Genomic DNA, 12,524 nt, shown 5'->3' with positions numbered 1-12,524 from the left:
ACCGCACGGGCCCCTTCGCGGGGGAACAGTCCACCTGTAGGAGCGGCGTGAAGCCGCGAAGGCGTCCTCTGCATCGCTGCTGGATCTGAATGTTGCATCGACCGCACGGGCCCCTTCGCGGCTTTACGCCGCTCCTACGATTCTCTGGTGGAGAGGTCGGTGAAGAAACCGACGATTTGCTGCGCGTGGCCGCGGCTGTCCCTGATGACGGTCAATTGCAGCCATTGCCGATAGAGTTCGCCGTTTTGGCGGGTTTCGGCCAGTTCGCCTTCCCAGGTACCTTTGATCTCCAGGGTTTCCTCGATGGCTTCCTGATGCCGGCGAGCATCGCGACTACAAGGCAACTGCAGCCAATGATGTCCACGCACCTGCACTTCGGCCAGCCCAGTGATACGGCTGAACGCCGCGTTCACGGCCAGCACGACATGGTGCGCATCGAGCACCAGTATCCCTTCGCTGGCCGCGTCGAAAACCAGCCCCGCCAGTTTCAGGTTGCCGCGCAGGGCCTTGTCCGCCGTCACGTCGCGCCGCGTGCCGACCATGCGCAACACCTTGCCTCCCGGCGTACGCTCGACGGCACGGCCACGGTCCTCGATCCACAACCAATGACCGTCCTGATGGCGGATACGGTATTCGGCGCGGTAGTCCTCGGTACGGCCCTTGAGGTGCTCGACCATGGCCCGCTTGACCCGTTGCTGGTCCTCCGGATGCATGCGCGGGCGCAACTGCTGGAGCATCGCCTGCATGAACTCCGGCTCCAGGCCGAACAGCTCCTTGAGCTGGCTGTGGTGCACTTCGTCGGTACTCAGGTTCCAGTCCCACAAACCCAGCCCGCTGGCCTCCAACGCCAGAGCCAGCCGCTCTTCGCTCTTGCTCAGGGCATGAGTGGCATCGTGCAGCTCCTGACTGCGCTGCACCACCCGGGTCTGCAGCGCGGCGTGGGTCTGACGCAATTGTTCTTCGGCGTCGCGACGCTGCTGCACCTCCGCCGCCAGGGCCTGGTTCAGCCGATCGCTGCTGCTCTGCGCCAGTTGCAGGGTGGCAATCAGTTCCTGATTGCGGAAACGGCGCAGCAAGCTGCGGTTCATCAAGCGATTGACCTGCCAGGCCACCACCAGCAGCGCGCCCAGAAAAATCAGTCCCAACCAGCCCCAGCCGCGCTGGGCGCCAGCGTTCCACACGAACAGGTAGGCAATGGGCGGCAGCAGACACGGCAAGGTGTAGGCCAGGAACGCCGGCAGGCTGACCGCATAGGCCACACTGGCCGACAGCGTTGCGGCGCCGAGCAGGCCAAACACCCATGCCTGCTTGATGAAGTTGGCCTCCGGCACCAGCGCGATCGCGGCGACACCCAGGGTCAGGCCGCTGATGGCGGAACCGATCAGGAACATGCGTCGCCAATGCGGCCGGGCCTGGCGGGACGGCATGGCGGCATCGAACGCCGCCACCTGGATAACCCGCGCCGCCACCAGCACCAGCAGCCACACCAGCGCCACGCTCAACGCCAGGTAATGCCGCGGCGTCCACAGCAGCCAGATACACAACCCACCATTGAGCAGCATGAACAGCGTGGGCAGCAGCGAGCCCTGATAGAGCAGCCGGGTACGCTCGGCCGCCAACGCGTCGGCGAACTCGCTCTGCAGGGCCTGCTGCTCCAGGGAGGAGTCCAGCGGGTTGGGACCGGGTGTCATAGGCAATATTCTTGTAAGGGTGTGCCGTAACGGTGGGCTGAATATACAACCCCTACACCGCCACCCGCTCGGTTTGGCGATATTTATATGGACCGGCTGTAACTCTCGTTTGCTCCAACTCTATTGCGCACCCTAAAATGCTCCGATGCGCGATGACCTCTCCCTTCTGCTGAACTCTCTCAACGACGCCCAACGTCAGGCCGTAGCGGCCTCGGTTGGCCGTCAGTTGGTCCTGGCCGGTGCTGGTTCCGGTAAAACCCGAGTGCTGGTGCACCGTATCGCCTGGTTGATCCAGGTCGAGAACGCCTCGCCCCACTCCATCCTGTCGGTGACTTTCACCAACAAGGCGGCCGCCGAGATGCGGCAGCGCATCGAGCAGCTGATGGGTATCAACCCGGCCGGCATGTGGGTGGGCACCTTCCACGGCCTGGCACATCGCCTGCTGCGAGCACACTGGCAAGAAGCGGGGCTGAACCAGAACTTCCAGATTCTGGACAGCGACGATCAGCAGCGCCTGGTCAAGCGCGTGATGCGCGAGCTGGGCCTGGATGAACAGAAGTGGCCCGCCCGCCAGGCGCAGTGGTTCATCAATGGCCAGAAAGACGAAGGCCTGCGCCCACAGCATATCCAGCCAGGGGGCGACCTGTTCCTGGGCACCATGCGCTCCATCTACGAAGCTTACGAAGCCGCCTGCGCCCGCGCAGGCGTGATCGACTTCTCCGAGTTGCTGCTGCGCGCCCTCGATCTGTGGCGCGACAATCCCGGACTGTTGCAGCACTACCAGCGCCGCTTCCGCCACGTGCTGGTGGACGAGTTCCAGGACACCAACGCCGTGCAGTACGCCTGGCTGCGCCTGCTCGCCCAGGGCGGTGACAGCTTGATGGTGGTGGGTGACGACGACCAGTCGATCTACGGCTGGCGCGGCGCGAAGATCGAAAACATCCACCAGTACTCCGCCGATTTCCCCGACTCCGAGCTCATCCGCCTGGAGCAGAACTATCGCTCCACCGCCGGCATCCTCAAGGCCGCCAACGCCCTGATCGCCAACAACAGCGGGCGTCTGGGCAAGGAACTGTGGACCGATGGCGGTGACGGCGAGCCCCTGAGCCTGTACGCCGCGTTCAACGAGCACGATGAAGCCCGCTATGTGGTGGAAACCATCGAAAGTGCGCTGAAAACCGGCCTGGCCCGCAGCGATATCGCCATTCTCTACCGTTCCAACGCCCAGTCGCGGGTGCTGGAAGAGGCGTTGCTGCGCGAGCGCATCCCGTACCGCATCTATGGCGGCCAGCGCTTCTTCGAGCGCGCCGAAATCAAGAACGCCATGGCATATCTGCGCCTGCTCGAGGGCCGTGGCAACGACGCCGCGTTGGAGCGCGTGATCAACGTGCCGCCGCGGGGCCTGGGCGAGAAGACGGTCGAAGCCATTCGCCAGCACGCGCGCCACGCCGAACTGTCGATGTGGGAAGCCGGTCGCCAGTTGATCGCCAACAAGGGCCTGAGCGGCCGCGCGGCCAATTCCCTGGGCGCCTTCATGGAGCTGATCGAGAACCTGGCGGCCAAGGTCATGGAGATGCCATTGCACACCATGACCCAGACGGTCATCGAGCAGTCCGGGCTGATCATCTATCACCAGGAAGAAAAGGGTGAAAAGGGCCAGGCCCGGGTAGAAAACCTCGAGGAACTGGTCAGCGCCGCGCGCAACTTCGAGAACAGCGAAGAAGATGCCGACCTGACGCCACTGGCGGCGTTCCTCGGCCATGCCTCGCTGGAGGCCGGTGACACCCAGGCCGACGAACACGAGGACAGCATCCAGCTGATGACCCTGCACAGCGCCAAGGGTCTGGAATTCCCTTATGTGTTCCTGGTGGGCATGGAAGAAGGCTTGTTCCCGCACAAGATGAGCCTGGAAGAACCTGGCCGTCTGGAAGAAGAACGGCGCCTGGCCTACGTGGGCATTACCCGGGCCATGCAGCAGTTGGTGATGACCTACGCCGAAACCCGTCGGCTGTACGGTAGCGAGACCTACAACAAGGTCTCGCGCTTCGTGCGCGAAGTGCCGGCAGGGCTGATTCAGGAAGTGCGCCTGTCCAACAGCGTCAGCCGCCCGTTCGGTGGCGGCCAGGCGCAGAACTCCACCAGCCTGTTCGGCGCGGCCAACATACCTCAGACCCAATTCAACCTGGGGCAACGCGTGCAGCACTCGGTGTTCGGCGAGGGGGTCATCCTCAATTTCGAAGGCTCCGGCGCCCAGGCGCGGGTGCAGGTGAACTTCGCCGAGGGTAGCAAGTGGCTGATGCTGGGGTATGCGAAGCTCGAGGCCATATAGCGATTGGCGTAAGGGCCCCTGTGGGCGCGGGTTCTACCCGCGATGGGGGCATTCCTGCCTTGCCACAGGACCTCCCCCAGCTCGCGATTTTTCCTACACCGCTCGTCACATTTACGCAAAAGCTCGAAACATGTTGTCACTAGCTATGTAACCCGCACCTGTGCAACATGACTCTCGTGCAATTCACCTACTGGAATGAACCTATGCAACGATTTCTAAGCATGGCTCTGGCTCTGTGCATCGGCCTGACCATGAGCCTCGACGCCAGCGCCAAGCGCTTCGGCGGCGGAAAGAGTATGGGCGCAGCGCCTACTCACCAAACTCGTCAGGCAGCCCCGACCACGCCTGGCGCCGCCGCCGCAGTGCCAGGCCGTGCAGCGCCTGCCGCCAGCGGTGCTTCGCGCTGGCTGGGCCCACTGGCCGGCATCGCCGCCGGTGGCCTCCTCGCGTCCATGTTCATGGGTGACGGTTTCGAAGGCATGCAGATCTTCGACATCCTGATCATGGCGGTCATCGCCTTCCTGATCTTCCGTTTCATCGCTGCCCGTCGCCGCAAGCAACAGGGCCCGCAAATGGCCGGCGCCGGTGCTCCGTACCAGCGTGAAGCCTTCGAGCAGAAGCCAGCCCAGCCGTCGCTGTTCGGTGGTGCCGCCGCTGCTTCCGCAGCCCGCCCGGTCATCAACGCTCCGGCCTGGTTCAACGAAGAAAGCTTCCTGAACGCCGCTCGCAGTCACTTCCAGTCGCTGCAGCAGCACTGGGACGCCAACGAGATGGACAAGATCTCCGAGTTCGTCACGCCGCAGATGCTGCAGTTCCTCAAGCAGGAACGTGCCGATCTGGGTGACGGCTTCCAGTCCACCTACATCGATGACCTGCAGGTGCAGCTGGAAGGCGTGGATGACCGTGCCGAGAAGACCATCGCCACGCTGACCTTCGTCGGCGTGTCGAAAACCTCTCGTTTCGATCAGGGCGAACCCTTCAGCGAAAGCTGGAACATGGAGCGCGCTCAGGGCGAAAACCAGCCATGGCTGGTCGCGGGTATCCGTCAGAACTGATACTGCGTCACGCTTTGCGAGCCCCGGCCTAGTCCGGGGCTTTTGCATTTTGAACATTGCATGAATTTCCAGCTAATGTATAAACCGCACCGCGCATTCTGTTCAGAGGAAATACACCGTGGAAGAAGTGATCGAGCAGCTCAGAGAAGCCAATGAACCGGTACCGGTCCCCCTCGAGCTGCCAGACGAAGACCAGTTGGTTGAGATTGAGGAGCAGCTGTTCATCAATATCCCCTTCGTGTTCAAGGAATACCTGCTGACCGTGAGCGATGTGGTGTATGGCAGCCTGGAGCCGGTCACCGTTACCGACCCGCAGTCTCATACCTACCTGCCGGAAGTGGCAGCCAACGCCTGGGACATCGGTGTGCCGCGCGAGCTGATCCCGATTTGCCAGGACGGTGAGGACTACTATTGCGTGGAAGAAGACGGCACCGTGGTGCTGTGGTCCGGTGAAGAAGAGCTGGTGACGGAAGAAAGCTGGGAATCGGTGTGGCACTGGGCGCGGGACATCTGGCTGGAAAGCTGATCGGTGGCGACAGGCCTAGCCCCATCGCGGGTAGAACCCGCTCCCACAGGCCGCCCACTGCCCTTGTGGGAGTGGGGTTCTATCTGAGGCAGGCCCGGCCCCATCGCGGGTAGAACCCGCTCCCACAGGTTACCCACCGCTCCTACAGGCCACCCACTGCCCTTGTGGGAGCGGGTTCTACCCGCGATGGGGCCAGACCTGCCCGCCGAAACTCAATGCTCCACGTTGTTCCCCAGGGTCTCCAGCAGCGCCACCTGCATGCGCGTGTGCACGCGAATGAACCAGCGCCACAACAGCGCCGCTACCCCCGCAGCCACCACAGCGATCAGCACCAGCAACTCCGCCGTGGGCAGAATGCTCGCCGACAGCGCCGCCAGCAGCACGAAAATCACCAGCAGTGACAGCAGCGGAATCACTTCGGCAATCACTCTGCGTACCCGCTGGGTATGGCGCCCGGCCATTTCCGGCTTGACGCCCATCTCGGCCAGCAGCATCGACAGTGCCTTGAGCTTGCGGTAGGCGGCGATCAGGAACGGCAGCGACAACAACAACGCTGCACCCCAGATCATGCCCTTTTGCCAACCCACATCGCTGACCCATGCCGTCAGATAGTCACCGATGCGCCCGGCGAAATAGGCGCCCGCAAAGAAGATGCCTATCACCAGCGCCAGATTCACCCCTACCTGCAACAGGATCTTGCGAATCATCGAGGCCAGTAGCGCGCTCTCACCCCGTGGCTGGATGCTGCGCAGCCACTCCCCATACATCCCAAGCACCCGCGCCATGCGCTGCGGCACTATCGCGCCCAGGCGATGGGAAAGCGGGTCTGCGGCGCGGATCAGGTAAGGCGTGGACAAGGTGGTCAGCGCCGAGACCGCCACGGCGACCGGATAGAGAAAATCGCTGGTGACCTGCAAGGTCATGCCCAATGCCGCAATGATGAACGAGAACTCGCCGATCTGTGACAGCCCCATGCCGACCCGCAGCGAGGTCTTGCCATCGTTGCCTGCAATGAACGCTCCCAGCCCACAAGACACCATTTTGCCCAGTACCACTGCCACGGTAATGACCGCGATCGGCCAGGCGTAATCGAGCAGAATCCCTGGATCGATCATCAGCCCGATGGCAACGAAGAAGATCGCGCTGAACATGTCCCGAATCGGCTCTATCAAGCGCTCGATCTTCAGCAACTGGCGCGACTCGGCCATGATCGCGCCGATCAGGAACGCGCCGAGCACCATGCTGTATTCCAATTTGACCACCAGCAGGCAGAAGCCGAAGCACAGGCCCAGCACGGTCACCAGCAGCATCTCGTTGCTTTCGAATTTGGCCACATAGGCCAGCAGGCGTGGCACCAGCAGAATGCCTATGACCAGCGCGATGATCATGAACAACGAGAGTTTGCCAACGGTGGAGAACACTTCGCCGGAACTGACCGTGCCGCTGACGGCGATCCCCGAAAGCAGCGCGATGATGCCGATCCCCAGGATGTCCTCGACGATCAGCACGCCAAAGATCAGTTGGGCAAACCGCTCGTTCTTCATCTTCAGGTCGTTGAGTGCCTTGACGATGATGGTGGTCGAGGAGATGGCCAGGATCGCACCCAGAAACAGCGAGTCCATGGTGCTCCAGTCGAACCAGCGGCCGATTTCGTAGCCGATCCAGATCATCAGCACGATTTCCAGGAACGCCGCGATGAACGCCGTGGCGCCGACCTTGAACAGCTTGCGCAGGCTGAACTCGAGCCCCAGACAGAACATGAGGAAGATCACCCCCAGTTCGGCGAGGGTCTTGATCGTCTGTTCGTCATGAATCAGGCCGAAGGGCGGTGTGTGAGGGCCGATGATGAACCCGGCGACTATGTAGCCCAGCACCACTGGCTGGCGCAGTCTGTGGAAAACGATGGTCACCACACCGGCGACCAGCATGATCACCGCCAGATCCTGGATAAAGCTGATGGCATGCACGGTGATAGCCTCCGTTGCTATTCGGGTACGAAATGTTTCAGAGGCTCAGGTTAACACCGCGCCGAGCGCCATATAGTCGGTGCAATATACGGAAACAGATCGCCGGAACACCCCGTGAAATGGCACGATAGGCGTGACGGCGGACGCCCTGCCAGCGTCCGGAACATGATGGGAATTATCGAAGCGGGTGAAGCGCCAACATAGGTGCCGCCCCTCCACCACTGCTAACCAACCGTGAGTGTACTATGGAACCTGGAAACGCCCAGCTATCGATGACCGTGCTGATGACCCCGGACATGGCCAACTTCTCTGGCAATGTCCACGGCGGCACGCTGCTCAAGTACCTCGACGAGGTGGCCTACGCCTGTGCCAGCCGCTATGCCGGCCGCTACGTGGTGACACTGTCGGTGGATCAGGTGATCTTTCGCGAGCCCATTCACGTGGGTGAGCTGGTGACGTTCCTGGCCTCGGTCAACTACACCGGCAACACCTCGATGGAAGTGGGCATCAAGGTGGTGACCGAGAACATTCGCGAGCGCTCGGTTCGTCATACCAACAGCTGCTTCTTCACCATGGTGGCGGTGGACGACCAGCGCAAGTCGGCGCAAGTGCCACCTCTGCAACCGCAGGATCCGGAGGGCAAACGTCGCTTCATTCAGGCCCAGCAACGTCGCCAGATCCGGCAGGAGCTGGAAAAGCGCTACCGTGAGATCAAATCCGAAGCGCTTTGAAGCGCCACGGCTTCGAAGCGCAGACGGGGGTGCACGATGCGGTCCTGGGCGCGCACCAGTTCCAGCTCGTAACTGGCGCAAGCCTGGGTTTCCAGCAGCACCTCATGCACTGCGGCGGCGGTAAACTCGAACGCCGCGACCCAATCGTCGCCCAGTAGCACGCGTGCGAGGAACAGGCCGCTGGTGAGGTCGCCCACCCCCACCGGTTGCCGCGGGAACGCCAATAGCGGCCGGCGCAAGTGCCAACTGCCTGCAGCGGTCACCAGCAGCATTTCGAAATCCTCGGCGGCCTTGCCCGGATAGGACAAGTGCTTGACCAGCACGGCTCGGGGACCACGCGCCAGCAGTGAGCGGGCCATGGCAACGCAGTCGTCCAGCGAGCTGGCGCTGCGCCCGCAGAAGCTGTCGAGCTCCAGTTGATTGGGCGACAGCATGTCCGCCAGTGCCACGGCCTCTTCCAGGAGGAAGTTACTGACCTCTGCCGGCACGACGCAGCCCTTCTCGGCGTGCCCCATCACGGGATCACACAGGTACAGTGCCTTGGGATTGGCCGCCTTGACCCGTTGCACCACGCTCAATATCGCCCGCCCCTGAGCAGCGCTGCCCAGGTACCCGCTGAGCACCGCATCGCAATTGCCCAGCTCGCCAATCGTCGCAATCCCCTCGACCAGCGCAGGAATTTGTTGCGGCGCCAACACTTCTCCCGTCCACTGACCATACTGTGTGTGGTTGGAGAACTGCACCGTGTTCAACGGCCAGACCTTGACCCCAGCCCGCTGCATCGGGAATACCGCAGCGCTGTTGCCGGCATGGCCGAAAACCACGTGGGACTGGATGGCGAGCAAGTGTGGTGTACGTTTCATGCAAAGATTCCGGAGCGGATGACTGGACTACAAGCCGCGCAGTATGGCGCGAAATGTAGCCTGTACGACAGGCCGGGGACACAGTTAAGCTGCACGCAATTGGTTGGAGCGCACCTCGATGTTGACCCTCGGTAATCTGTTCGTCCTGATGTTGCTGGCCGCAGGCGGCGCCTGGCTGTGGCATAACCATGGCCTGCGGGAGAAAGCGCTGGAGCGGGTCAAGCAGCATTGCAGCAAGCTCGACCTGGAACTGCTCGACGACAACGTCGCCTTCAAGCGCTTCGCCTGGCTGGCCGATGCCAACGGCCGCAAGCGCCTGGCCAGGGTCTACGGCTTTGAATTCACAGTCACCGGCGAGCAGCGTCATCCGGGCACTATTACCCAGTTCGGCGCGCATTCGGTGCAGATCGAACTGGCACCCTACCCTTTCGAAATCAAACATCCGCCGAGCGCTGAAGTGATCGAAATGAGCCAATGGCGCCAGGAACACAAGCGCTGGCGGCCCTGATCATCTTGCCAACGCTTGCACCACGCTGTCACGCAAGGCCGCGGCGTCCTGTGGCTCGCTGAAGATCAACTCCAGGCGCGAGTCCCGGCGCCACTCCGAGGCCCGCCACACGGGCTTTTCCGCCCCGATCGCGTTCGTCGACAGCCATCCCTGGGTACTGTGGACAACCGCCTTGGCTCTTACCCACGGCCACCGTTGCAGCCATGTGGATAAGTGCTCCTTGTCGAATTCAACGTCCGAATGCCAACGCCATCCGATCGCCCAGCCTTCAGGCCGGTGTTGGACCTGACAAACCGGCTCGGACTTGTCCAACCACACATCACCGGGTGAAGCCGGGGGTTCTGCCCACTTTTCCACAGTCTCAATGAGAGGGTTATCCACAATAGGTAGAGACTCCAGACTTATCCATCCATCCTTCGTTCTCAGCGAGGGAGCGGTGGATAACTCAGCCCCTGAGGTCTTCTCCCCGGCACGAAACACCTCTTCTTCCCCCACGCGATTCAACACCACCAACCCCGCCTTCGCCAACGCCTCCCGCTGACTCTCTGCCAACTTCGCGCCCACTGCCATCCGCAGCCCATCCAACACCATCACCAACGGCTGCACTGCCAGCACCCCTCGCCAGGGCGCCCCTTGCAACTGCTCCAGAATTCGCAACGGATGCCCCAACCCCGACGGCTCGATAAACACCCTGTGCGGCTTCGCTTTGCGCAGCAACCGTCCCAACCCCACCTGAAAGGGTGCGCCATTGACGCAACACAAACACCCACCCGCGACCTCGCCGATGGCGATACCATCGTCAGCCGTCGCCAGCAGCGCGGCGTCGAGACCCACCAGGCCGAACTCGTTGATCAGCACTGCCCAGCGTTCATGGGCCGGCCGTTGCGCCAGCAGATGGCGGATCAGGGTGGTTTTGCCCGCGCCCAACGGACCGGCGATGACATGTGTGGGAATATTCTGCAACATGGCTCAGGTTCTGGATGGAGATTGACGATGCGTGTGCGGTGCCTGCTGTTGTTGCTGGCCAGTGGTCAGGTTTTTGCCCAAGCCTGTGTGGTGCACAGCCAAGCGGAGCGGCTGGACGTGAAGGTCTGCCAGCAGAACCGCAACATTCCGCAGAAGCTGTTCCACGATGGTTTCTGCCAACCGAACCTGCCAGGGCAGAAAGTCGACGTGTCGTTCGTGGAGCAATGCCCGCAGGGCGCATTTGGTGTCTGCAGTGCGGCCAAGGTCGAGAATATGCCCTATGAACAGGATATTCACTATTACGGTGTCGCCAGCGACGCGGCCTTCCTCAAGCCCTTCTGCGAACAGAAGAGCCAAGGTCAGTGGCGCACACCTTGAGCTGACAGCCGCCGTGACTCAGGCGGCCGCGTCGTGCCAGTCACCGAAAGGGTCCGGCAGTTGCGCCCAGCCTTCGAACCCCAGGGCCATCTCCGCATCGGTCAGCAGGCAGGCATCGAGCTGCGCCCGCAGCGCCTCGAACGGCATGTTCTGGCCGATGAACACCAGTTCCTGACGACAGTCACCGGTGTCCTCGGTCCAGTGGCGCATGATCTCGGCCACCGCTTCCGCATCCTGAGGCCAATGGTCACGGGGTACGAAGCGCCACCAGCGTCCGGCAAAGCCATGGCGCGCCAGTCCGCCGGCCTGGGACCAGCTGCCCGCCTCCTGTGGCTTGCTCGCCAGCCAGAAAAAACCTTTTGAACGCAGCAGTTTGCCGTTGTCCCAGGGGCTGTTGATCAAAGCGAAGAAACGTTGCGGATGAAAAGGCCGACGGGCCCGGTAGGCCAGTGAGCCAATGCCGTACTCCTCGGTTTCCGGGGCATGTTCGCCACGCAGTTCCTGCAGCCAGCCAGGCGCCTGGGCGGCCCGCTCGAAATCGAACAGGCCGGTGTCCAGAATCCGCCCCAACGGCACCTGGCCCATGACCATGGGCAGGATCTGTGCGTGGGCATTGAGGCGGCGCAGTATCGCGGTGAGCTCGGCGCGTTCGGCGGCGCTGATCAGGTCGACCTTGCTGATCAGAATGACATCGGCAAACTCGACCTGCTCGATCAGCAGATCAGTGATCGCGCGCTCATCTTCCTCACCCAGGGTTTCGCCACGCGAGGCCAGGCTTTCGGCAGCCTGATAATCGAGCAGGAAGTTGACTCCGTCGACCACGGTCACCATGGTGTCCAGACGCGCCAGGTCCGCCAGACTCTGCCCTTGCTCGTCCCGAAAGGTGAAGGTTTCGGCCACCGGCAGCGGCTCGGAAATGCCCGTGGACTCGATCAGCAGATAATCGAAGCGGCCTTCGCCTGCAAGCTTCGCCACCTCTTCGAGCAGATCCTCGCGCAGCGTGCAGCAAATGCAGCCATTGCTCATCTCTACCAGCCGCTCCTCGGCGCGATTCAAGCTCACATCACGCTGGACCTCCTGGCCATCGATATTGATTTCACTCATGTCGTTGACGATGACGGCCACGCGCAGGTCTTCCCGGTTGCGCAGGATGTGATTCAACAGCGTACTTTTTCCGGCGCCGAGGAAGCCTGAAAGGACGGTGACAGGGAGGAGGTTGGGCATGCTGGGGGTACTCATTCGGGGGCACGGTGGGTGTTATGTTGTTTGTTATAACATAACATATGCTGGTTCGAATGGGCGATTGGTTGATAGGGCTCGTCGAGGGTTATGGGGTGTATGGTCCCCTCACCCCAGCCCTCTCCCTGAGGGAGAGGGAGCCAGAGCAGTGCGCGGTGTTACGGACAACGGTGATCTGCCCTCTCCCTGAGGGAGAGGGAGCTAGAGCAGTGCGCGGTGTTGCGGACGACGGTGACCGGCCCCCTCTCCATCAGGGAGAGGGTTGGGGTGA

10 protein-coding genes and 1 pseudogene are annotated in these 12,524 nt (G+C 62.2%); 6 read left to right on the top strand and 5 right to left on the bottom strand.

What is annotated here, in order from left to right; genetic code table 11:
* Positions 1 to 143 precede the first annotated feature (143 nt).
* A pseudogene (locus tag B3397_RS15095) lies at positions 144 to 1,691 on the bottom strand (PAS domain-containing protein); the annotation flags it as partial.
* A 145-nt stretch (positions 1,692 to 1,836) separates the two neighbouring features.
* On the opposite strand from B3397_RS15095, the gene uvrD reads away from it, so the two are divergent.
* The 3 genes from uvrD to B3397_RS15080 all read left to right on the top strand — a co-directional run bounded on the left by uvrD (position 1,837) and on the right by B3397_RS15080 (position 5,601).
* Positions 1,837 to 4,020: a DNA helicase II gene (gene uvrD / locus B3397_RS15090; protein WP_296251496.1), complete on the top strand. Its 2,184-nt coding sequence runs from the start codon at positions 1,837 to 1,839 to the stop codon at positions 4,018 to 4,020.
* Between the two features lie 203 nt (positions 4,021 to 4,223).
* A complete protein-coding gene (locus B3397_RS15085; RefSeq protein WP_296251494.1) occupies positions 4,224 to 5,075 on the top strand; it encodes a Tim44 domain-containing protein in 852 nt (283 codons plus the stop codon).
* Between the two features lie 118 nt (positions 5,076 to 5,193).
* Positions 5,194 to 5,601, top strand: coding sequence for an SMI1/KNR4 family protein (locus tag B3397_RS15080; RefSeq protein WP_296251491.1), 408 nt, complete (start codon positions 5,194 to 5,196; stop codon positions 5,599 to 5,601).
* Between the two features lie 212 nt (positions 5,602 to 5,813).
* Here B3397_RS15080 and B3397_RS15075 read toward each other — a convergent pair whose 3' ends face one another.
* On the bottom strand, positions 5,814 to 7,568 hold the full coding sequence (locus B3397_RS15075; RefSeq protein ID WP_296251488.1) for a cation:proton antiporter: 1,755 nt from the start codon (positions 7,566 to 7,568) through the stop codon (positions 5,814 to 5,816).
* A gap of 245 nt (positions 7,569 to 7,813) precedes the next feature.
* On the opposite strand from B3397_RS15075, the gene B3397_RS15070 reads away from it, so the two are divergent.
* On the top strand, positions 7,814 to 8,299 hold the full coding sequence (locus B3397_RS15070) for an acyl-CoA thioesterase (RefSeq protein ID WP_296251484.1): 486 nt from the start codon (positions 7,814 to 7,816) through the stop codon (positions 8,297 to 8,299).
* On the opposite strand, the gene pdxY is transcribed toward B3397_RS15070, so the two are convergent.
* Entirely contained in the window at positions 8,269 to 9,162 is an 894-nt protein-coding gene (pdxY, locus tag B3397_RS15065; protein ID WP_296251481.1) for a pyridoxal kinase PdxY, read from the bottom strand. The genes B3397_RS15070 and pdxY overlap by 31 nt on opposite strands.
* 118 nt (positions 9,163 to 9,280) lie before the next feature.
* On the opposite strand from pdxY, the gene B3397_RS15060 reads away from it, so the two are divergent.
* Positions 9,281 to 9,670: a DUF3301 domain-containing protein gene (locus B3397_RS15060; RefSeq protein WP_296251479.1), complete on the top strand. Its 390-nt coding sequence runs from the start codon at positions 9,281 to 9,283 to the stop codon at positions 9,668 to 9,670.
* On the opposite strand, the gene B3397_RS15055 is transcribed toward B3397_RS15060, so the two are convergent.
* Positions 9,671 to 10,636 (bottom strand): CobW family GTP-binding protein, encoded by a 966-nt coding sequence (locus tag B3397_RS15055; RefSeq protein ID WP_296251476.1) that lies wholly within the window; start codon positions 10,634 to 10,636, stop codon positions 9,671 to 9,673.
* A gap of 27 nt (positions 10,637 to 10,663) precedes the next feature.
* Here B3397_RS15055 and B3397_RS15050 point away from each other — a divergent pair, with 27 nt between their 5' ends.
* Positions 10,664 to 11,014: an NADH:ubiquinone oxidoreductase gene (locus tag B3397_RS15050; protein WP_296251474.1), complete on the top strand. Its 351-nt coding sequence runs from the start codon at positions 10,664 to 10,666 to the stop codon at positions 11,012 to 11,014.
* 18 nt (positions 11,015 to 11,032) lie between these two features.
* On the opposite strand, the gene zigA is transcribed toward B3397_RS15050, so the two are convergent.
* Complete coding sequence (gene zigA, locus B3397_RS15045; protein WP_296251472.1) at positions 11,033 to 12,238, bottom strand: zinc metallochaperone GTPase ZigA; 1,206 nt, start codon at positions 12,236 to 12,238, stop codon at positions 11,033 to 11,035.
* Positions 12,239 to 12,524 lie beyond the last annotated feature (286 nt).

Source organism: Pseudomonas sp. UBA4194 (assembly GCF_002379585.1).
In the GTDB taxonomy this organism is placed as follows: Bacteria; Pseudomonadota; Gammaproteobacteria; order Pseudomonadales; family Pseudomonadaceae; genus Aquipseudomonas.
This window is presented reverse-complemented; position numbering and strand designations above follow the sequence as displayed.